The 19338-nt window shown below is 71.4% G+C and carries 21 protein-coding genes; 12 read left to right on the forward strand and 9 right to left on the reverse strand.

Features of this window, described 5'->3' with window-relative positions:
* The first annotated feature begins 179 nt into the window (after window positions 1–179).
* From ACZ7M7_RS30455 to ACZ7M7_RS30470, 4 genes are read left to right on the forward strand one after another with little or no spacing between them, the layout of a single operon-like run.
* Complete coding sequence (locus ACZ7M7_RS30455) at window positions 180–1430, forward strand: ATP-grasp domain-containing protein (protein WP_472122233.1); 1251 nt, start codon at window positions 180–182, stop codon at window positions 1428–1430.
* A 3-nt stretch (window positions 1431–1433) separates the two neighbouring features.
* Window positions 1434–2693, forward strand: coding sequence for an ATP-grasp domain-containing protein (locus ACZ7M7_RS30460; protein WP_472122236.1), 1260 nt, complete (start codon window positions 1434–1436; stop codon window positions 2691–2693).
* Entirely contained in the window at window positions 2690–3970 is a 1281-nt protein-coding gene (locus ACZ7M7_RS30465; RefSeq protein WP_472122239.1) for an MFS transporter, read from the forward strand. Before ACZ7M7_RS30460 ends, ACZ7M7_RS30465 begins: the two co-directional genes overlap by 4 nt.
* Entirely contained in the window at window positions 3967–4983 is a 1017-nt protein-coding gene (locus ACZ7M7_RS30470; protein WP_472122242.1) for a GNAT family N-acetyltransferase, read from the forward strand. The genes ACZ7M7_RS30465 and ACZ7M7_RS30470 overlap by 4 nt, the downstream gene beginning before the upstream one ends.
* 45 nt (window positions 4984–5028) lie before the next feature.
* On the opposite strand, the gene ACZ7M7_RS30475 is transcribed toward ACZ7M7_RS30470, so the two are convergent.
* The 3 genes from ACZ7M7_RS30475 to ACZ7M7_RS30485 all read right to left on the reverse strand — a co-directional run bounded on the left by ACZ7M7_RS30475 (window position 5029) and on the right by ACZ7M7_RS30485 (window position 7812).
* Window positions 5029–6462: an FAD-binding oxidoreductase/lyase gene (locus ACZ7M7_RS30475; RefSeq protein ID WP_472122245.1), complete on the reverse strand. Its 1434-nt coding sequence runs from the start codon at window positions 6460–6462 to the stop codon at window positions 5029–5031.
* A gap of 73 nt (window positions 6463–6535) precedes the next feature.
* A complete protein-coding gene (locus ACZ7M7_RS30480) occupies window positions 6536–7387 on the reverse strand; it encodes an NmrA family NAD(P)-binding protein (RefSeq protein WP_472122248.1) in 852 nt (283 codons plus the stop codon).
* Window positions 7384–7812: a nuclear transport factor 2 family protein gene (locus ACZ7M7_RS30485; RefSeq protein ID WP_383598086.1), complete on the reverse strand. Its 429-nt coding sequence runs from the start codon at window positions 7810–7812 to the stop codon at window positions 7384–7386. Before ACZ7M7_RS30485 ends, ACZ7M7_RS30480 begins: the two co-directional genes overlap by 4 nt.
* 114 nt (window positions 7813–7926) lie before the next feature.
* Between ACZ7M7_RS30485 and ACZ7M7_RS30490 the strand changes: the two genes are divergently transcribed.
* Window positions 7927–8511, forward strand: coding sequence for a TetR/AcrR family transcriptional regulator (locus tag ACZ7M7_RS30490; RefSeq protein ID WP_451166635.1), 585 nt, complete (start codon window positions 7927–7929; stop codon window positions 8509–8511).
* Between the two features lie 13 nt (window positions 8512–8524).
* Here the strand turns inward: ACZ7M7_RS30490 and ACZ7M7_RS30495 are convergent, their stop codons facing one another.
* A complete protein-coding gene (locus tag ACZ7M7_RS30495) occupies window positions 8525–9094 on the reverse strand; it encodes a GlcG/HbpS family heme-binding protein (protein WP_383598089.1) in 570 nt (189 codons plus the stop codon).
* Between the two features lie 235 nt (window positions 9095–9329).
* Between ACZ7M7_RS30495 and ACZ7M7_RS30500 the strand changes: the two genes are divergently transcribed.
* Both ACZ7M7_RS30500 and ACZ7M7_RS30505 read left to right on the forward strand, forming a co-directional pair.
* Window positions 9330–10532: a sensor histidine kinase gene (locus tag ACZ7M7_RS30500; RefSeq protein WP_472122252.1), complete on the forward strand. Its 1203-nt coding sequence runs from the start codon at window positions 9330–9332 to the stop codon at window positions 10530–10532.
* Window positions 10529–11173 carry a response regulator gene (locus ACZ7M7_RS30505; RefSeq protein WP_472122255.1) on the forward strand — a complete coding sequence of 215 codons (645 nt, stop codon included), beginning with the start codon at window positions 10529–10531 and terminating at the stop codon, window positions 11171–11173. The genes ACZ7M7_RS30500 and ACZ7M7_RS30505 overlap by 4 nt, the downstream gene beginning before the upstream one ends.
* 152 nt (window positions 11174–11325) lie before the next feature.
* Here the strand turns inward: ACZ7M7_RS30505 and ACZ7M7_RS30510 are convergent, their stop codons facing one another.
* A complete protein-coding gene (locus ACZ7M7_RS30510) occupies window positions 11326–12132 on the reverse strand; it encodes an aminoglycoside adenylyltransferase domain-containing protein (protein ID WP_383626038.1) in 807 nt (268 codons plus the stop codon).
* 326 nt (window positions 12133–12458) lie between these two features.
* Between ACZ7M7_RS30510 and ACZ7M7_RS30515 the strand changes: the two genes are divergently transcribed.
* Window positions 12459–12968: a COG1361 family protein gene (locus ACZ7M7_RS30515; RefSeq protein WP_383598101.1), complete on the forward strand. Its 510-nt coding sequence runs from the start codon at window positions 12459–12461 to the stop codon at window positions 12966–12968.
* A 139-nt stretch (window positions 12969–13107) separates the two neighbouring features.
* Here ACZ7M7_RS30515 and ACZ7M7_RS30520 read toward each other — a convergent pair whose 3' ends face one another.
* The 3 genes from ACZ7M7_RS30520 to ACZ7M7_RS30530 form a co-directional block, all read right to left on the reverse strand.
* A complete protein-coding gene (locus ACZ7M7_RS30520) occupies window positions 13108–14181 on the reverse strand; it encodes an NAD(+)/NADH kinase (RefSeq protein ID WP_472122259.1) in 1074 nt (357 codons plus the stop codon).
* Window positions 14182–14370: 189 nt separating this feature from the next.
* Window positions 14371–14550, reverse strand: a complete 180-nt coding sequence (locus ACZ7M7_RS30525; protein ID WP_472122262.1) for a hypothetical protein — start codon at window positions 14548–14550, stop codon at window positions 14371–14373.
* Between the two features lie 17 nt (window positions 14551–14567).
* Window positions 14568–15131, reverse strand: a complete 564-nt coding sequence (locus ACZ7M7_RS30530; protein ID WP_472122265.1) for a snapalysin family zinc-dependent metalloprotease — start codon at window positions 15129–15131, stop codon at window positions 14568–14570.
* A 168-nt stretch (window positions 15132–15299) separates the two neighbouring features.
* On the opposite strand from ACZ7M7_RS30530, the gene ACZ7M7_RS30535 reads away from it, so the two are divergent.
* Window positions 15300–15878, forward strand: coding sequence for a dihydrofolate reductase family protein (locus ACZ7M7_RS30535; RefSeq protein ID WP_383598113.1), 579 nt, complete (start codon window positions 15300–15302; stop codon window positions 15876–15878).
* Between the two features lie 63 nt (window positions 15879–15941).
* Here ACZ7M7_RS30535 and ACZ7M7_RS30540 read toward each other — a convergent pair whose 3' ends face one another.
* Window positions 15942–16421 (reverse strand): potassium channel family protein, encoded by a 480-nt coding sequence (locus ACZ7M7_RS30540; RefSeq protein ID WP_383598116.1) that lies wholly within the window; start codon window positions 16419–16421, stop codon window positions 15942–15944.
* A 231-nt stretch (window positions 16422–16652) separates the two neighbouring features.
* On the opposite strand from ACZ7M7_RS30540, the gene ACZ7M7_RS30545 reads away from it, so the two are divergent.
* The 3 genes from ACZ7M7_RS30545 (at window position 16653) to ACZ7M7_RS30555 (ending at window position 19338) form a co-directional block, all read left to right on the forward strand.
* Window positions 16653–17603 carry an alpha/beta hydrolase gene (locus ACZ7M7_RS30545; protein WP_472122270.1) on the forward strand — a complete coding sequence of 317 codons (951 nt, stop codon included), beginning with the start codon at window positions 16653–16655 and terminating at the stop codon, window positions 17601–17603.
* Between the two features lie 95 nt (window positions 17604–17698).
* Window positions 17699–18541, forward strand: a complete 843-nt coding sequence (locus ACZ7M7_RS30550; RefSeq protein WP_472122272.1) for an alpha/beta fold hydrolase — start codon at window positions 17699–17701, stop codon at window positions 18539–18541.
* A gap of 134 nt (window positions 18542–18675) precedes the next feature.
* Window positions 18676–19338 (forward strand): pyridoxamine 5'-phosphate oxidase family protein, encoded by a 663-nt coding sequence (locus ACZ7M7_RS30555; protein ID WP_383598125.1) that lies wholly within the window; start codon window positions 18676–18678, stop codon window positions 19336–19338.

The following is a 19338-nucleotide window of genomic DNA, read 5'->3' on the forward strand; positions in this document are numbered from 1 at the left end:
TTGCACCCCGATCCGAACACGCAACATTTTGTTGAAGCTATCGGTGTTGTGCACCAACTCCCGTATGCCGACGGGGCGTCATCCTTGTGGCTTCGGCCAACTCAGGCCTGTCATCAGCAAGTTGTTTTCAGAGAACAGCCCGATGGACGGTGCGCAGCCGTGACCGATCCACTGGGTTCGTGGACAGCAGCGACGAGCCGGGCGTGACCGGCGTGATGGTGATCGAGCCGATGGGCAATGCGGGACGCTTCCTCGCGGAGGCCGCCGCCCGCTTGGGCATACGGCTGTACGCGGCCACCGACGAGCGGGTGCACGCCGGCTACGAACCGTGGCTGACCCGCGGCCTCGCCGGGGTGTGCCTGACCGAACTGGCCGACACCAAGCGCGCGTTGGACGACATGGAGGTGTTCTGCCGGGAGCAGCGCATCGCGGGAGTCGCGGTCTGCTGGGAGTTGCTGACCCCGCTGGCCGCTCTGCTCGCCGCACGCCTCGGGCTGCCGGGCAATGATCCGCTGCGCGCCAAGGCCGCCCGCAACAAGATCGCCATGGCCGAGGCGTTCCGCGCCGCGGGCGTGGCGGCCCCCGCGGAGGCGGTGGTCACCGGCGCCGAGCAGGCCCACGCTGTAGCCGCTTCCGGCAGGCTGGGGTGGCCGCTGGTCGTCAAGCCGGCCGAGCAGGGCGGCTCCTGGGGTGTGAGCGTGGTGGCGGGACCGGACGGCCTCGATGCCGCGGTGGCCGCCGCCGGGCGGTTCACCCGCGCCGAGCCGCACGGTCTGCCGCTGGACTCACGCGTGTTGCTGCAGAGCTACGTGCCCGGCGAGGAGTTCTCCGCCGACACGGTCGTGCACGAGGGAGTGCCCTATCCGCTGCCCGTGGTCCGCAAGGACACCACGGCGGGCACCTACCGCGTGGAGACCGGGCACTCCTGCCCGGCCGGGCTCGACCCGCGCACAGTACGGGCGATCCAGGACACCGCCGCGCGTGCGGCGCTCGCTGTCGGCGTGCGCAACGGCATCGCCCACACCGAGGTGAAGATCCCTCCCGGCGGCGGGCCGGTCGTCATCGAGACCGGCGCCCGGCTGCCCGGCGACAACATCTGCGAGATCGTCGAGGCCGCCACCGGGATCAGTGAAGCGGCCGCCTATCTGCAGGCCGTCACCGGGCGGCTGCCGTACATCGCGCCGACCCGCGACGAGGCGGCCGCGCTGCGCTTTCTGCTGCCCGACCGGGCGGGGGTGGTGGAGGAAGTCCTCATTCCCGACCTGCCCGGCACGCACAGCCACATCGACATTCGTCCCGGACAACGGGTGCCCGAACCGTCCGACAGTTCCGGCCGGGTCGGGCACGTCGTGGCGCGCGCCGCGTCCGTCGACGAGGCCCGCCGCCTTGCCGGCCAAGTGATCGCCGACTCCCTGGTGAAAGTGAGCTGACCCGTGCGCAATCCCGTCCGGAAGATCGCGTTTGTGCGATCCGTGGAGATCCGACGCGCCGACCCGTACATCCAGCGAACCGTCCGCGACCTGGCCCGACAGGGCGTCGAGAGCTGCCTGTTCCACACGCACGGCACGGCGGACGACGGGGACTTCCCCGGCATGCGCCGCCGCCTCGATCCCGCAGTCACACCCGCCGAACTCGCCCGCGAGGTCGCCGAGTGGGGGGCGGACGCCGCCGTATCCATCTCCCTGCCGTGCGAGAACGCGCTGCGGGACGCCACCGTCAGGGAACTCCTCGACGCCCGGGGCATCCCCACGGTCATGACCCCGCTGCCGTCGACCCTCGCCCTGTGCGACAAGTGGGAGACCAAGCAACTCCTCGCCCGCGCGGGCCTGGACACCCCGCGCGGCGTCAAGGTCGACTCCGACCTGCTCGCCGGGCGCGGCGTCGCGATTCCCGCCTACACGGACGCCCTGCGCGCATCGGCCGCCGGTGTCGGTTATCCCCTCCTGTCCAAGCCGTTGTGGGACTCCACCAGCATGGGCATCAGGGCCCTGCCCGACGCCGCCGCTCTGGACGCGTACCTCGCCGATCCGCCCGAGGTGTCCGCGGTGATCGAGGAGTGCGTGGCGGGAGCGCTGTGCTCGGTGGATGTGGTGGGTGAGCCCGGCAAGTACCGGGTGCTGCCCGTGTGCTGGACCGGCACGGCGGGCACCGAGCCCGTGTTCACCTTCGCCGACCTGCGCTGGTGCGGCCCCAGACCGCAGGCCGACGCCGATTTCGAACCCGTCGCGGCCAAGCTGGTCGCCTTGTGCGAGGACCTCGGCGTCCGGGGCTCCGTCAACATCGACATGATCTACACCGGTTCGCGGTACGTGGTCCTGGAGATCAACCCCCGTATCGGCGGCGCCACCACACTGTCCTGCGCGGCCTCCGCGACGAACACCTTCGACGCCCTGGCGGCCATGGCCCGTGGCGACTACAGCCCGGCCCCTGTGCGACGTACGGGATGGGCCATCGAGTTCCTCTCCCCCGAGCGCCTGCCGGAGTCGGCGCGGTCCGAACTGACGGACCGTCTGAATCTGGTGACGGCCCACGAGTTGGTGATCGACGACACCAGTCACGGAGACATCGTCGTCTTCACTCTCTCCGAAGGAGACGAAGAACAGACCGTCAAGCAACTGGAGGAGTTGCATCGGACAGCGCGCTGGCCGCGTCCGGAGATCCTGGGCAAGATCCGAGCCTTGCTCACTCCATGACCGGCACCGTCACGCCCCGTGCGCCCCGTGAGTCCCGGCTGCGTCGCGTGCTCGGCATCCCCGCCACACGCGGACACGGCCGTTTCATCACCGGCAATCTCATCGACTCCCTCGGCAACGGCATGCTCCTGCCGCTGGGCCTGCTGTACTTCACGACCGTGCGCGAGCTGCCCCTCGCCGCGGTCGGGGCGGCTGTCACGGTGGGCCAGTTGGCCGCCCTGCCGGTCGTCTTCGCCGCCGGCCGGTTCATGGACCGGCGCGGGCCCAGACACCTCACCGTCATCGCCAATGTCGTCGGCGCGGCCGGTTTCCTCTCCTTCCTCCTCGCCGAGCGGCCCTGGCAGATCGCCTGCGCCTACCTTCTGGTGCAGTCCGGCATCAACTCCTACTACACGGCGCAGCGCACGCTGATCCTGCACGCCGCACCGGCTGCGGAGACGCGCAGCTGGTTCGCCTTCACCGGCAGCCTGCGCAACATCGGCATCGGAGTCGGGGCACTACTGGCAGCCGGCGCGCTCGCCCTGTTCGGCACGGACGCCCTCACGTGGCTCGTCGTCGCGGCCGCGCCGCTGTATCTGCTGGCGGCGTTCTGCTTCGCCCGTGTTCCAACGAGCCCGCTGCCGCAGAGCGCCCCCGAGGAGCCGCCGAGCGAGGAGGGGACGGCAGGCACCAGGTCCGACACCGCCGACATGCGCCGCTACCTGCTCCTGGTGACCTGCAACATCCCCTTCGTCCTGTCCCAGGCCATGCTGTCGGTGCTCATCGCGGTGTACGCCACCGAGACGCTCGGCCTGCCCGCCTGGTCCGCGAGCATCCTGCTCGTGGTGAACACCGCGATGGTCTCCACCCTCACCAGCCCGCTGACGGCACACGCCGCCCCGGGGCAGCCCCGGCACACCATGGCCCTCGGCCATGTCCTGCTGGTGTGCGCCATGCCGGCGTTCGCCGCGCCCGCGCTGCCCGACGTCGACCTGCCCGCATGGCCGGCCCTGGTCACGGCGATCGTGCTGTTCAGCCTGGCCGAGATCTTCTACTCGCCCGCCGTCAGCGAACTGTCCGTCACGCTCACCCCGGGCGCCGCCCGCGGCAGCAGGCAGAGCCTGTACCAACTCTCCTGGTCCACGGGCAACATCGCCGCCCCCGCCCTGTTCACCGGCCTCCTCGACGCCCATGCCCTGCTGCCCTGGACCGTGCAGGGCGTGGCGTGTCTCGTGGCCCTTGCCGCGATCCCGGCCCTCAAGTCCCCTGCCGCGCAGGGCGGAAGGAAGCAGATGTGAAGACCGAGATCGTCAGCAGCGTCCACGACGTGCCGGCGGCGGACTGGGACCGGCTCGCCGAGCACGCGGGGGTGTACCTGTCACACCGCTGGCTCGCCGGTGAGGAGACCGACCCGACCGCGACTGCCGCGTACGTGCTGATCCGGGACCACGACGGCACCCTCGCCGCGGCAGCCCCTCTGTATCTCGTGCACAGCGAGCCCAACACCTACTACGAGCCCGCGCATCTGCCGCCCGGCGCGCAGAAGCCTCGCGTGATCACGGGCGCCCGACGCGGCTACCACAACACGCCGTTGACCGGCCCGGACCTTCGCGACGACGTCGAGGTCCAGTGCCTGTCCCTGCTCCGCGATGCGGCACGCGAGCACGCCGGGCGACACGGGACCTCGCACTGGTGGCCCTATCTGACCGAGTCCGCCACGCGACGGCTCGCGCCGCTGTACGGCACGCCCCCGCAGCACATGGAGGACGACGCGACGATTCCGCTGCCCGGCGCCGGGTTCGACGACTATCTTGCGGCTCTGCCGTCCAAGCGCCGCGTTTCGATACGTCACGAACGCGCCGCGTTCGAAGCGGCGGGGCTCGATGTACGTCGCGTGGACCTCATGGACTGTTACGAGGACGCCGGGCGGCTCCTGGCTGCGCTGCAGCGATCCCACGGCCACGGTGACGACACGGACGCGATGACGGGCCTGCTGAAACGACAGGCCGACGCCATGGGCGAACGCGCCCGAGTCGTAGCCGCATACGACGGTTCCCGCATGTTCGGCTTCTGCCTCTACTACCACCAGGGCAGCACCACTTGGCTGCGCGCCGTCGGCATCGATCCCGAACGCCCGGCGCCGTTCACGTACTTCGCGCTCACCTACTACGAGCCGATCGAGGACGCGTACCGCCATGGCACGACCGCCTTGCACGCGGGGATGAAGGCGATCGAGGCGAAGCGGTTGCGTGGAGCGCGGGTGAGTGGGCTGTACGCGCTCGATGACACGGGTGCGGAGGGGGGTGCGTGAGGGGGCCCACTGTTTCACCAAGCGCCGAGTCCCGGGCACTGGGCGCTACACGCTGATGGCGTCGAGGACCTCCGACCGCGAAGGGCCCGGTGGCATACGCTGCTCGACCTCCGCCACGGCCCGCGTCACCGCCTCCACCAGGGCCGGAGCGCTCATCTCCTCCCCCGCACCGGGCAGGAGGTGGGCCCCGGCCCGCTCCGCCCGCAGCGCGTCGGAGTCGCGGCCGGCGAGCAGCGTCAGTGCCCTCGCCCGGTCCCAGTCGGGGTGCCGGTAGTGGTGGCCGGCCGCGTGTGCGTCCATCTCGGCCAGGCGGTGACGGGTGTAGGAGGTGCTCTGCCGGTACACCGGCTCCAGACCTTCGCGCGTCGCTCGGCCGAAGGCGTTGACGAGGCCGACCGGGTCACCGGTGCCGTTCTGCCGGAGGACGTCACGCAGCATCACACTGTGCTGGAGGCTCATCGCCAGTCCGCGGCCGATGCTCGGCACGGTGACCGCCCACGCGTCCCCGACGGCCACCAGCCCGGTGACGAGGGGGACTTCGGCGTCGTACAGGGTCCGCTTGCGGTCCGTGAGTCCGGCCATGATCCGGACCCCATCGGTGAGGGATCCGCCCTCCAGCCAGGCGTCCGCGCCGGGGAACAGGCGCACGGCGGCCGACCAGGCGCGTTCGTGGCGCAGCAGCCGACGCAGTTCGTGGTCGTCGCTGCGGCTGATGAGGCCGAGTGAGTAGGTGCCGTGGTCGGCCGGGATGCGGAGAAGGCCGAGGGAACCGTGCTCCTCAATCAGAGGGAACGTACTCGCGGGCAGGGCGCCGTCGGCCGACCGGAAGTAGCGGCAGTGGTAGGTGAATCCGCGCCGCCCCGTTTTCTCGACCGGGCCCGGTACGCCGATGTCACGCAGCCAGGAGGGCAGCGGCGAACGGCGCCCGGTGCAGTCCACGACGAGATCGGCGGTCCGTGGTCCCGCGCTCGTCTCCACGCCGGTGACATGCGGTACGCGCGAGTGGGGCACGGAACGGCCGACGCCGCGTCCGCCACCCGGCCCGCTCCGCAGGCCCCGGCACGCCACGCCCCGCTCGATGCGGACACCGGCGGCCTCGGCCGCGCGCGTGGTGACGTACTCGAGCAGGCACCGCCGGGCGGCCAGCGTGTCGAAGCGCGCGTCGGCGGCCGACAGGCCCCCGCGCAGCCCCGGTTCGGGCGCCAGCGCGTTCATGCGGACGGCCCCCGCCGCCGTCATCTGCCCGACCAGGCCCGGCAGGTGCGCCTCGGCCAGTTGAAGCCAACGGGCGAGCGGGAGGTGAGTGAGGCGCAGCTGTGGGACGCCGGGGCGATGCCACTGCGCCCACGCCACGTCCGGCTCCGACGGCGGGGGATGCGGGTCGCGTTCCAGCACGGTCACCTGATGGCCGTCCGCGGCCAACAGCAGAGCGGTCTGCAGGCCGCCGAGCGCGGCACCCAGTACGACGATGCTCGCCATGAGGGTCATCCTTCCCCGCGGGGCGGGTGACCGTACCGGCACGACGGGGCTGTTCGGGGGCGCTGTGGAAGGTTCAGGGATGCGTCGCTGTCAGCTCCCGTGCCGCGACCACCGGGAACCCGTTCGGCAGGCGGCCGGTCAGGCGCAGGACGGTGTCGGTGGTCCGGTCCTCCGCCCCCCCGGCGATGGCGCGGTCCATGCCCGCGAGCATCGTGGCGAACTCCGGCGGGATCACCGCGGCGAGACGGTCACGCATGTCGTCGTAGGTCAGGCGGTCGTGGGTGACGGGGCGGCCGGTGACCTGGGTGACGATCGCGGCGATGTCGTCGTGACTGAGTGCCTCCGGCCCGGTCAGGATCAGGTCCGTGTCGGGGGCGCGGTCGTCGGTCAGGGCCCGTACGGCGACGGCGGCGATGTCGTCGGCGTCGACGAAGCCGACCCGGCCGCTCCCGGCGGCGGTGCGGATGACGCCGTGCTCGCGGATGCTGTCGGCGTGGGCGTGCGTGCCGGTGAAGTTCTGCATGAACCACGAGGGCCGCAGCACCGCCCACTCGTCGAACAGGTCGGGCAGGGCCCGGTGCACCGCGCCCACTGCCGGGCCGCCCTCGGGGATGGCCGAGGAGCTCAGCAGTACGGCACGCTCCACACCGCCGGCGCGGGCCTTTCGCAGGAAGGGCAGCATGACAGCGGCCGGGTCCGGATCGCCGACCGGAGGCACCAGGTAGACGCTGTCGGCCCCGGTGAGGGCGTCGCCGAAGCCGGCGGGGTCGTACCAGTCGAAGCGGACCGGTGCCGTGCCCGGCAGCGGAGTGGCGCGACGGCTCGCGGCCTTCACGCGGTGGCCGGCGGCGATGAGCTGTGCGGCGGTACGGCTGCCCGTGGTGCCGGTGGCGCCGATGACCAGGGTGGTGCGGGGGACGGTCATCGGGCGCTGCTCCCGGTGAAGTCGGCGCCGGGTGCCTGGACCGCGAGGGGGTTCCAGTAGTCGCGGTAGGAGGTGAAACGCCCGTCCTGAACGGTCACAACGGCGATGTAGGTCATGTCGAAGGGGCCTCCGGTCTCGACCATACGGCCCACCCCGCGCATCTCGACCACGATGGTCCCGGCGTCGGTCGTCTCGTGTATCCGCAGGTCGGGGAAGCCGTGGAGGTCGATGTGGTCCGGGTAGTCGCGCATGTAGGCGGCGACGGCCTCCCGGCCCTCCAACCGCTCGGGCCAGTCCGGGGGCGCGAAGGGGAACTCCATGACACCGTCGTCGGCCCACAGGCCGACCCAGGCGGGAATGTCCTTGTCCAGCAGCAGCCGCAGGCTGTGACGGTACAGATCTGCCGGTGAGGTGGTTGCGTGCATGGGCTTGCCCTCCCGTACGATACGGACCAGCGGTCCGCTTCTTCCGGGAACGATACGGACCGTCGGTCCGCATTGCAAGCGGAGGAGCAACGGAGGAGCCCCATGCCGACCCCCATGGCCGAACGCAAGCCCCGCAAGGACGCGGCCCGCAACCGGGCGGCCGCCTTCACGGCCGCCGACACCCTGTTCGCCGAATGCCGGAGCCCCGACGAGGTCACCATGGCCGACATCGCGGCAGCGGCCGGCGTCGGCAAGGGGACCCTCTTCCGCGCATTCGGCGACCGCACAGGCCTGATCCACGCGCTGGTGACCGCGCGACTCGAGCCCCTGAGGGTCGCCGTGGAAGAGGGCCCTGCGCCGCTGGGCCCGGACACGCCGCCGCTTGAGCGCGTGCCGGCCCTACTCGACGCCGTCCTGTGCTTCAAGCTCGACAACCGGCATCTCGCACTGGCCCTGGAGACATCCGGCTCGGACAGCCCCTACAGCACGGACCACTACGACCGCTGGCACGCTCTGCTCCGCGACCTACTGGAGCGCGTCCCTGGCCTGTCCGGCAGCGACTTCACCGCCCACGCGCTGCTCGCCGCCACCCGGGCCGACCTCGTCGCATACCTGGCCGGTCAGAAGGCGGTGCCGCGCGAGGAACTGCGCGAACAGCTGGCGAAGTTCACTGCCGGAGTGCTCGGCAGCGGCACGTGAAGCGGTCCGGATGTCAGCGAGTCACCGAGTTGGCCCCCGCCTGCGCGAACTTCTCGTCCAGCGCGCCGGACGGAGCGCCCGCGACACCGATTCCGGCGATCGGCGCGTTGCCCGCGGTGACGGGGACGCCGCCCGCGAGGAACAGGGTGCCGGGGATGTCCTTCAGGTTCGGGGCCTGCTCCAGGCGCTCGGCCAGCTGGGAGGTGGGGGCGTTCCAGGAGACCGCGGTGTACGCCTTGCGCTCGGCGGACTCGTAGGACTGCGGACCGGCGCCGTCGCCGCGCAGGGTGACGAGGGTGTTGCCGTTGCGGTCGACGACGGCGACCGTGACGCGCTGGTTCTCCTTCTCGGCGGCGTCGAGCGCGGCCTGCGCCGCCTTGGTGGCGGCGTCGATCGTCAGGTGGGTGGAGGTGGTGGTGGCCCGGGCCGGGGCGCCGGCCGAGGTGGCCGTCGCGGGCGTCGCGGCAGGCGCCGAGGCGTTCGCGGACACGGCACCGAAGCCCGCCAGGGCGACGACGGCGAGCACGGCACCGCCGGTGGCGACGCGAGCGCGGCGGGAGAACTTCTTGTGCACGGGGTTCATGGGTCGGTCCACTCCTTCGGTGGGCGGGCGGCCCGGTTGCCGCCCCGCTTCGTCCGCTCTCCACCCTCGGCCCGAAACAGGGCCCGGACCGTCGACGTTCCGGCTGCCTGGGGGCAGCGCGACGGACGACACCGGGGTCATCCGATCGGTTGACCTGCCGGGCCCGGGCACCGGGTCACAATGGAGGTGTTTGCCCAGTTCAGCGGGCGCGAGCAGGAGAGGAGGCGGACCCCGGATGCCGAACCGGTCGTACGAACCGAGCACCGTGGACACCCGGTGGCTCGGCGTCGTGATGCACGCGGCGTTCTTCCTGCTGCTCGGCGGAGCGCTGGCCCGGTTCGTGCTGCGTCATCCCGGCGAACCGCGGACGCCGTGGATCATCGCGCTGTGCGTCGTGCTCGCCGCCTTGCAGCTGCTGGGGCCGAGGACCGGCGACACGCGCCCCCAACCCACGTGGAGGCACTCGGCGTGGCTGGCGCTGGTCGTCGTGGTGTGGATGGTCCTGGTCGTGCTGGCGCCCAGCTTCGCCTGGTGCGCGGTGCCGCTCTTCTACACCGGCCTGCGCACGCTGCCGGCCCGCGCGGCGCTGGTTCTCGTGGCCGTCCTGACGGTGTTCGTCGTCGCCGCGCAGGTGCAGCTCGCGGGCCGCTTCGACCCGAACCTGGTCCTCGCGCCACCCGCCGTCGCAGCCCTCGCGACCGCCGTGTTCCTGCAGATGGAACGGCACACCGCGCGCCAGCGCGTCCTGATCGACGACCTGATCCGCACCCGCCACGAACTCGCCGCCTCCGAACGCCGCGAAGGTACTCTCGCCGAGCGCCAGCGGCTCTCCATGGAGATCCACGACACGCTCGCCCAGGGGCTGTCCAGCCAGCAGATGCTGTTGCAGGCGGCGGACCGGGTGTGGGACACCGAGCCGGACAAGGCCCGCGGCCATGTACGCACCGCCGCGTCCGTCGCCGCGCACAACCTCGCCGAGGCCCGGCGCTTCGTACACGACCTGGCCCCCGCCGACCTCACCGGCAGTGGCCTCGACCAGGCCCTGCGCACCCTGGCCGGGCGGGAATCCGGGACCGACCTCACCGTACGCGTCCACGTCGACGGTGCCGAGCGCCTCCCTCAGCTGCCCGACCGGGTCCAGTCCGCCCTGCTGCGCATCGCCCAGGGCGCCCTGGCCAATGTCCGCGAGCACGCCTCGGCCGACAGCGCCGCCCTCACCCTGACCCTCCTCGACGACGAGGTCGTCCTGGACGTCTCCGACGACGGCCACGGCTTCGACCCGGCGACGCTGCCCGACTTCCCCGCCGACGGACGCGGCCACGGACTGCCCGCCATGCGGGCCCGGCTGCGCGCGCTCGGCGGGACCCTGACCGTCGACTCCGCGCCCGGCGCGGGCACCGTCCTGTCCGCGGCTGTTCCCCTGGAGGCGCCCCGATGACCCCCGCCCGAGCTGCCGTACGCATCCTGGTCTGCGACGACCACGCCGTCGTACGGGCCGGACTGCTCGCGCTGCTCGACAGCGCCCCGGACATCGAGGTCGTCGGGGAGGCCGGCACCGGCGAGGAGGCGCTCGCACTGGCCGCGAAACTCGCGCCGGACGTGGTGCTGATGGATCTGCAACTGGGCGAAGGCATTGACGGCGTGGAAACCACCCGCCGCCTGACCTCGACGCCCGGCGCCTCCTCGCCCCACGTCCTGGTCCTGACCACCTACGACACCGACGCCGACATCACCCGCGCCATCGAGGCGGGCGCCACCGGCTATCTGCTCAAGGCCGAGCGCCCCGACGAACTCTTCGCCGCGATCCACGCCGCCGCCGAGGGCCGCCCCGCCCTGTCCGCGCCGGTCGCGGGCCGCGTCATGGCCAACCTCCGCCGGCCCCGCCCCACCCTCACCGACCGCGAACGTGACATCCTCACCCAGCTCGCCCGCGGCATCGGCAACCGCGACATCGCCCGCGCCCTGTTCATCAGCGAGGCCACCGTCAAGACCCACCTGCGCCGCATCTACGACAAGCTCCGCGTCGACACCCGGGCAGGCGCGGTGGCGGTCGCGAAGGAACAGCGTCTGCTGCCGTGAGCCCGGCCGGCCCGGCCGCGGTGCGCCCGCGGGCCACTCAGGGGTTGACGCTGCTCAGAAAGATGGAGGGGTCCCGGCTCGCTCTGGGTACCGCCGGGACGGCCGGGCCTGACCCTGCTCGTCCAGGGGACTGAGGTTCGGGGCGGGCGCCGCTACCCCCTCCGGTCCGCGTCGGACGACTCGTCGACGCGTTCGGCCACCCAGGCCAAGAAGGTGTGTACGTCGGTGGTGGGCAGCGTGGTCGCGGCGGTGCGGGAGGGGCGCTCGTAGCTGTGCAGTGCGGCCCGCAGGAGCGGACGGAAGCGTTCCTCGGATGCCGCGACCGCCTCAGCCGCCCGGCGTTTGGCCTGCCAGCGGCCCGTACGGCAGAACTGAACGGAGCGGCATCCGTTGAGGACCCGGTTGTCAGCGAGATGCCCTTCGCCGCTGCTGTGCTCACGGACCGAGGCACGGAGTGCGGTGAGCACGTCGGCGCGTGCGGGCTCGGCGATCACCTCCCGCGCCGGCCTGCCGTACAGCACGCGTCCGGCTTGGTGAGCGACGGAACGGTCGATGACGTACCAGAACGCCGGCGACTCCGACGGGTCGACGCTGGCCCGTTCGGGCAGGAGCGGTCCGGTGTTGATGTCCAGCAGGTAGCCGGCCTCGCCGGAGGGCCGGGCCGTGAAGTTCCGGTCGTAGACCACGAGCTCCAGTCCCGCCGCGGGGCAGGGCAGGGCGGGGTGGGCGAGTGCGGCGGCCAGTTCGGGGACGACTGGGCCGGGGGCGGTGCCGTCCACGACCACCGTCACGTCGACGTCGCTGCGTCCGTGCCGGTAGTCACCGAGCGCGACGGAGCCGACGGCGATGACGCTCACCAGGTCAGATCCGCACAGGGCGTGCGTGCGCTGGACGACCTCCTGGAGGTAGGGACGCAGTTCGTCCGGGACGGAGTACGGGTCCACGAGAGTGCGGGTCATACCGTCAGTGTCCGCCGAGGCCGGAAATCGACGAATGCCCGAGAATCTCCGCACCGGGCGACATGTCACGGCACCCGGCACATCCGGAATCACGCCAATATCGGCATCAGGCACCTCGTGGGCGACGCGCACCGCGCCACTCCCCACAGGCGGCCCCTCCCGCCCCGTGCCGTGCGCAAATGCACCCCCAGCAGGGGCTTCACACATCCGTCGCACACTCGTCACATAGGACACACATTCGGCCTGTCGGCGACAGGAACGACCTTCGCGGGGCAGACGCCGTGCGGCCCGGATGCCTAGCCTCCCGGGCCATGCGATCACCACGTATGAGACGCCTGGGTCTCACCGCCGTCCTGGGTCTCCTGCTCGCCGTGTTCGGTCTGGCCCCCAGCGCGAGCGCCGACCCCGCACCGGCCGCCCTGACGTTCACCGCCGACTCCGCCACCACGACACCCGGCGGCACGGTGCAACTCTCGATGACGCTGACCAACAACAAGACGTACGACGTCCTGTTCGTCTACCAGACGATCGAGCCGACCTGGCTCACCACACAGCGCCCCGACCTGAAGTACAGCTTCACGGGCTGCGCCCTCACCACGGCCGCCGGCAGCACGCCCTGCGCCGGCACCGGGCCCAGCAACCTCGGCCAGAACTACGGCGCCACCATCCCGCCCGGGCAGAGCCGCACGGTCACGCTGACCCTCCAGGTCGCCGCCGACTCGGGCTGCAACGGCAACATCGGCTTCTACTCGTACTACTACGCCGAGTTCAGCGACGCGACGAACACCAGCGGCGGCCCGGTCTTCACGCCGGAGACGCGCGTGCTCTGCGCCTGACGCCCGCACCAACCCGCCGACGCCCCGTGCAGGTGCCTTCCTGCGCGGGGCCAGTCGGCATTTCGGCGGGCGGGCCGGGGGAATGACCCAGGTGCGGAGGACGGGGCCCGGCGACGAGGCCGCCCGGTCGGCGCGGCTGTCACAGAACGGAGGCCGGATCATCAGGAACCCCCAGCAGTGCCAGATGGGCGAGGTCGCCGGGCGGGGGCGTGCTCACCGACCAGAGAGGCGCCGGACTCCCGTCGGCGACGGCGGCCGGGGCGTCGGTCAGGTTCATCCGCTCGCGCAGCCGGCCGTAGAAGTCCATCGGGCCGAGCCGGACGGCGCGCAGCCGGCGCGGCGCCGCGTACACACCGATCCAGTCCCCCGGGTCCAGAACGCCCCGCACCTGCCCGTCGATGCTGACGGCGGCCGGTCCCGACCGCTCGAGGACGCGCAGTCCGACGGGCTCGTCGGGGGCCGTGACGATCGACCGGTCGAACGCCATGTGCGGGGCGACCGGCGTGAAGACGAGGGCCTCGGCCCGCGGTGAGACGACGGGTCCGCCGGCGGCGAAGCTGTAGGCGGTCGAGCCGGTCGGGGTGGCCACCAGCAGCGCGTCGGCGGAGTAGGCGGCCAGGAGCCGGCCGGAGACGTACACGCCGACCGACACCTGGCGGTCCCTGGCCAGCTTCTCCAGTACGACGTCGTTGAGGGCGGTCACGTCGAGGGGGATGCCCCACTCGTCGTTGACCTCGCAGTCCGGGCGCACCGGGGGCGGCGGCAGGAGCGGACCGCGGCCGTACCGCACCCACTCCTCCAGACCCGCCGGTACCTTCAGCCGGCAGGAGGCGCGCAGGGCGAGCAGCATCCGCGTGTCCATCCTGAGCCGGTCCTCGCGCACCGCGTCCAGCGCGGAACGCACCCCTGAGGCCGGCACCTCCGTCAGGAAGCCCACCCGGCCGAGATCGACGCCCAGGACCAGGGCGTCGTTCTGCGCGGCCATCCGGGCGCCGCGCAGGAAGGTGCCGTCTCCGCCCAGGGTGACGACGAGGTCGGGATTGCCCGCGGCCTCGACCTCCGCACGGGCACTGCGCCGCCCGCCCTCGCCCCACACGTCGATGTCCGTGCATCCCACGGCGTGCTCCGCACACCACGCACGAACCACCCGAGCAGCCTCCACGGCCTCCGGACGTCCGCCATGCACGACCAGGCCGAGCCGGTTCAACGTCATCTCCGCCTCCAGGGCATCTCGGTCACCGGGTCGTGGCGACGGTCCGGAGCGCGGCCCGAGCCAAGGCCGACGCGGCGGCAGGCCGCCCCATTCGTAGGATCCCCGCATCGCTCCGGCCCCGCACGCGCGGTCGGCGGAGGAGGCGGCGGACGGGATCGGGCACGAGGCCTTCGGTACGGACGGTCAGGGTCAGGCGGCCATGACGGGCTCGGCCAGTGCCGCCGTATCCGTCGCCCACCTGGTCGCCGGGCCCGCCGAGGGGGCGCCCCGCCTCAGGACGAGCACGAGGGCGGGCTTCCGGCTGCAGGTCGGGCAGATTTCGAGCCCGCCCGGTGCCAGCAGGGCACCGGGCGGGCTCGTTTTGCTCATGCGTGGTGCGGTACGTGTCAGTCCACGATCAGCTCAGCATCCGCCGCCGGGGCCCGCCCGACGAGCACACCGCCGAAGTTCCCCTCCACCTCCCCCTTCTCCGCCGCGTCCGGGTACGGGTTCGTGCATGCGGTGCCGGCGCTGGACCCGGACATCAGGCTCGAGCACGGTCCGGGCTTACGGTCGGGCAGGCCCAGGATGTGCCCGAGTTCGTGGGCGGAGATGCGGATCGTGTCGTAGCCCTGGTCGACGGCCTGGCGCCCGATGTAGACGGTTCCGTTGCCCAGGCTGGTGGGCAGGGCGCGCGGCCAGCCGTTGTCCGCGAGGACCCGTATGTTCGCGCGCTGCCCGGCGCCGGCCGGCCGCAGCTCGACGGCGTCGACACTCTCGTTCCAGATCGCCGCGCCCCGGTCGACGGCGCTCCTGAACTCCGCGGAGCCGCCGGCGTCGTAGGTGAGGACACGGGCGGCCAGGGGGGCGCCCGTCTCGTCGAGCGGACCGGCCACGGCCTGGCCGCCCATCAGGGACAGCGACACCACACAGGCAGCGGCCAGGCCGCCGGTCAGCCTACGTACGTGCATGATCGACCTCCTCGTGGGGGAAGGGTAGTCGTGCTCATGACATTCACTCCCCTCACTGCCCGGCGGGAGTGAACGTGAATCCGTCAATCCGAGGTGCTGCGATGAGTCCCGCCGTGGTTGCCGGTCTGTATTTCCAGCAGGCGATCAACCGCACTCGAGGAGAGCACCATGACCGCGACCTACACCTTCGACGTCTTTTCCAGCCTCGACGGATACGGCGCCGCCGGCGGTGACTGGACCGGCTACTGGGGGAAGCAAGGCCCCGAGCTCCTCGACCACCGCCTCGCCCTGTACGGCGAGGAGCAGCGGATGGTCTTCGGGGCCAACACATATCGCTTGTTCGCGCAGATGTTGGCGTCGAGCACCGAGGAGTCCGAGGTGCGTGACCCATGGGTCACGCGGATGAGGAACATGCCGGCGACGGTCGTTTCGACCACCCTGGAAGAACCCCTCGACTGGCCGGACGCGACCGTCGCGAGCGGCGACGCCGTCGACATCGTCGCCCGGCTCAAGGAGGAGTCGGACGTACCGTTGCGCTCGCACGGCAGCCTGTCGATGAACCGGGCGCTGATGGCCGCCGGTCTGGTCGACCGCGTCCAGGTGACGCTCTTCCCGGTGATCACCGGCCGGACCGGGCTGGACCCGATCTTCCACGGTGCAGCCGACTTCGACCTCGAGCTGATCGAGAACCGGACGCTGGACGGCCACATCCAGGAGCTCATCTATCGGCCCACCCCGCATGCCTGAGTCCTGATGCCCGAGTCCCGGCGGGCCAGTTGGTTCAGCCGCGGGTGAAGCTCCTCGTAGGAGTCACGGCGTCCTGCCGCCACCCTCCAGCATTCGCTCGAGACGGTCGAAACGCTCGTGCACCGCGTGGGTCACCTCTGCGTACGTCTGCTCCACCGCTTGCTCGGCCTCGTGCATGCGGCGGTGCCGGCGTTCCTCGTCCCGCCCCACGAACCAGGTGGCCAGGGCCGCGGTGACCATCCCGTAAGCCGTGATCCCGACGACCATCACCACCACCGCGATCAGCCGCCCCCACAACGTCACCGGATAGAAGTCGCCGTACCCGACCGTCGTCGCGGTCTCCACCGACCACCACAACGCCCGCGGATACGTGGTCAGCCGCGCCCCGGGCGCACCCCGCTCGGCGGACACGACCAGGCTCGAACCCACCAGGATCACGACCCCGAGGACGACCGTCGCGGCTGCGGCCGCCCTCACATGCAGCGAACGCCCCTGCCGGCCCGACAGCAGCTCGACCACCCGGGCCATGAAACCGGCAAACATGCCCCGCATCCTGCGCCACCTGCCGACCCGGGCCCGCGAGAACGCGCCGCGCGGGCAGGAACCCCGACCCGAACAGCGGCCCCCGGTCGACACCCCCCTCCCACCCGACGGACCGTCGACGAGCCGAGTGGGCGTCGCCTTCCACGCGACGCCTGTCACACCTTGGGCAGGCTCCCTGTCATATGGGTTAAAGCGGGCAAAAAGCCCACCACCCACCCAAGGAGCGCAGCAATGACTGAGCCGATTCTTGAGCCTGAAGCGCAGGAACTCGCGGACGCGACGGCCAATCCGCCCTACCTGTACGAACTCGGCCCGGAGGGCGCCCGGAAGGTCCTGGACGACCTCCAGGCGGCGCCTGTCGAGAAGCCGGACGTCGAGGAGAAGTGGATCACGGTGCAGACCGGGGTCGGCGACGTGCGGGTACGTATCGTCAAGCCCGTCGGCAGCCAGGGCGCGCTGCCGGTCGTTCTCTACATGCACGGCGGCGGCTGGGTCCTCGGCAATGCCGGCACCCACGATCGTCTGGTGCGCGAGCTGGCCGTCGGCGCGGATGCCGCCGTCGCTTTCGTCGAGTACGACCGTTCGCCGGAGGCCAAGTACCCGGTCGCCATCGAGCAGGGTTACGCGACCGCTCAGTGGATCACCGCAAAGGGCGCCGAGGCGGGCTTGGACGGCTCCCGGCTGGTCGTGGCCGGTGACTCCGTCGGCGGCAACATGACGGCCGCACTGGCTCACATGGCCAAGCGCCGCGGCGACGTGACCTTCCTGCACCAGTCGCTGTACTACCCCGTCACGGACGCGGCCCAGGACACCGACAGCTACCGGGAGTTCGCCGACGGGCCCTTCCTCACGGCCAAGGGCATGGCCTGGTTCTGGGACTGCTACACCACCGATCCCGCCCAGCGGGCGGAGATCACCGCCTCGCCGCTGCGGGCGAGCCTGGAGGAGCTGCGCGGGCTGCCGCCGGCGCTCGTCATGGTCGACGAGAACGACGTGCTGCGGGACGAGGGCGAGGCGTACGCCCGCAAGCTGACCCAGGCCGGCGTCCCCACCACGAGCATCCGCTACAACGGCACCCTGCACGACTTCATGATGCTCAACCCCCTCCGGCCCACGCAGGCCACAACTGCCGCGGTGGAGCAGGCCATTCGCACCCTGCGCACCGCCTTCCGCAGCAACTGACGTAGTGCGCTGCCCAGCCGCAGCAGATTCACCGGGTCGGGACTCGGCCCATATGCCCAGAAATAGCTGACACCTCTGCCTCGAAAGGGCTCCTCATGTACCGCCATTCGCGTCTTCAGCATGCCCGCACGCCGCTCACCCTCATGGCCACCGCAGCGGTCGCCACCGCCCTCTTCGCTACGTCGGCCGGTCCGGCGAGCGCCGCCAGGAGCGGCCCCGTAAAGGCCGCCAAGCCGACCGTCGTGCTCGTGCACGGCGCATTCGCCGACTCCTCCAGCTGGAACGGCGTCATCAAACAGCTGAAGAACGACGGCTACCCGGTGATCGCCGCGGCCAATCCGCTGCGCAGCCTCAGCGGCGACGCCGCCTCCGTCAAGAACCTGCTGGCCGGCATCGACGGGCCGGTGGTGCTTGTCGGGCACTCCTACGGCGGAGCGGTGATCAGCAACGCTGCCTACGGCTCCGACAACGTCAAGGCACTTGTGTACGCCGACGCCTTCCTCCCCGACAAGGGCGAGAGCGCCAACGAGTTGGTGAGCAAGTTCGAGGGCAGCGTCATCGGCGACGTTCTGCGTCCCGTCCCGATCACCAAGCCCGACGGCTCCAAGGACTTCGACTTCTCCATCGACCAGGCCAGGTTCCACCAGGCGTTCGGTGCCGATGTCCCCGCGGATACCGCTGCCCTCATGGCGGCCACCCAGCGTCCCGGGACCGGCACTGCCCTGAACGAGCCGTCCGGTGAGCCCGCCTGGAAGACCATCCCTTCCTGGGCTCTGGTGGGCTCCAATGACCGGATCATCCCGCGGGATGCCCAGGTCTACATGGCCAAGCGCGCCAATGCCCAGATCATGGAAATCGAGTCCTCCCACGCTGTGAGCGTGTCCCACCCGGACGCCGTCACCCACATCATCGAGAAGGCGGCCCGGACGGTCCGCTGACCAGCACACTCAGCAGGGCGGGGCGGCGAAGACGCCGCCCCGCCCGTATGCCGGCCACGACACCGTGCTCCATCCGGCGTTAGAGTGCCGTGGCGCCACGCCCAGTTGCAGGCAAGAGGAAGGCAACGCGTTCCGTGAACCACACCCACGAGTCCACCGGCTCCGTCGGCGAGCGCCGCCTGCAGCACCTTCTCGGCACGGCCGACCAGGCCGCCACCTTCTACGACCGCCAGGTGCAGGCTCGTCTGACACCACAGATGGCGGACTTCATAGGGCGCCAGACCATGGCGTTCCTGTCCACGTCGGACGCCGGCGGAGCCTGCGACGTCACCTTCCGTGCAGGCCCTCCGGGCTTCGTCACCGTGCTTGACGACGGCACTCTCACCTACCCCGAGTACCGTGGCAACGGCGTCCTCGCCAGTGCGGGAAACATCACCGAGAACCCGCATATCGGCCTGCTCTTCGTCGACTTCGCCCATGACCACATCGGCCTGCACGTCAATGGCGGAGCCCGGCTCCACCGGGACGAGGAGCAGCGGCGCGCCTACCCCCACCTTCCCGTGGACACCGCTCCTGGACGCAGGCCCGAATTCTGGGTGCACATCACGGTGGAGGAGGCGTATGTGCACTGCTCCAAGCACATCCCCCATCTCGTGCCGGCGCCCCGTCCACGCCCGGGGGCCCAGCGGCCGAAGGATGCCGACTACTTCGCCCCCGGCGCCGGGCACCAGGCCCCACCGCACGAGGGCGAGCAGACTGCGGGAACTCGCACCGGATCGCTGCCGGGCAGGGGTTGA

Source organism: Streptomyces sp. NPDC111606 (assembly GCF_055656945.1).

Excerpts from the sequence above, each read along its gene's own strand:
- ACZ7M7_RS30465 (WP_472122239.1), top strand. The coding sequence starts at position 2,690 with ATGACCGGCACCGTCACGCCCCGTGCGCCCCGTGAGTCCCGGCTGCGT.
- ACZ7M7_RS30475 (WP_472122245.1), bottom strand. The coding sequence starts at position 6,462 with ATGGCGAGCATCGTCGTACTGGGTGCCGCGCTCGGCGGCCTGCAGACC.
- ACZ7M7_RS30480 (WP_472122248.1), bottom strand. The coding sequence starts at position 7,387 with ATGACCGTCCCCCGCACCACCCTGGTCATCGGCGCCACCGGCACCACG.
- ACZ7M7_RS30485 (WP_383598086.1), bottom strand. The coding sequence starts at position 7,812 with ATGCACGCAACCACCTCACCGGCAGATCTGTACCGTCACAGCCTGCGG.
- ACZ7M7_RS30490 (WP_451166635.1), top strand. The coding sequence starts at position 7,927 with ATGGCCGAACGCAAGCCCCGCAAGGACGCGGCCCGCAACCGGGCGGCC.
- ACZ7M7_RS30495 (WP_383598089.1), bottom strand. The coding sequence starts at position 9,094 with ATGAACCCCGTGCACAAGAAGTTCTCCCGCCGCGCTCGCGTCGCCACC.
- ACZ7M7_RS30500 (WP_472122252.1), top strand. The coding sequence starts at position 9,330 with ATGCCGAACCGGTCGTACGAACCGAGCACCGTGGACACCCGGTGGCTC.
- ACZ7M7_RS30505 (WP_472122255.1), top strand. The coding sequence starts at position 10,529 with ATGACCCCCGCCCGAGCTGCCGTACGCATCCTGGTCTGCGACGACCAC.
- ACZ7M7_RS30510 (WP_383626038.1), bottom strand. The coding sequence starts at position 12,132 with ATGACCCGCACTCTCGTGGACCCGTACTCCGTCCCGGACGAACTGCGT.
- ACZ7M7_RS30515 (WP_383598101.1), top strand. The coding sequence starts at position 12,459 with ATGAGACGCCTGGGTCTCACCGCCGTCCTGGGTCTCCTGCTCGCCGTG.
- ACZ7M7_RS30520 (WP_472122259.1), bottom strand. The coding sequence starts at position 14,181 with ATGACGTTGAACCGGCTCGGCCTGGTCGTGCATGGCGGACGTCCGGAG.
- ACZ7M7_RS30525 (WP_472122262.1), bottom strand. The coding sequence starts at position 14,550 with ATGAGCAAAACGAGCCCGCCCGGTGCCCTGCTGGCACCGGGCGGGCTC.
- ACZ7M7_RS30530 (WP_472122265.1), bottom strand. The coding sequence starts at position 15,131 with ATGCACGTACGTAGGCTGACCGGCGGCCTGGCCGCTGCCTGTGTGGTG.
- ACZ7M7_RS30535 (WP_383598113.1), top strand. The coding sequence starts at position 15,300 with ATGACCGCGACCTACACCTTCGACGTCTTTTCCAGCCTCGACGGATAC.
- ACZ7M7_RS30540 (WP_383598116.1), bottom strand. The coding sequence starts at position 16,421 with ATGTTTGCCGGTTTCATGGCCCGGGTGGTCGAGCTGCTGTCGGGCCGG.
- ACZ7M7_RS30545 (WP_472122270.1), top strand. The coding sequence starts at position 16,653 with ATGACTGAGCCGATTCTTGAGCCTGAAGCGCAGGAACTCGCGGACGCG.
- ACZ7M7_RS30550 (WP_472122272.1), top strand. The coding sequence starts at position 17,699 with ATGTACCGCCATTCGCGTCTTCAGCATGCCCGCACGCCGCTCACCCTC.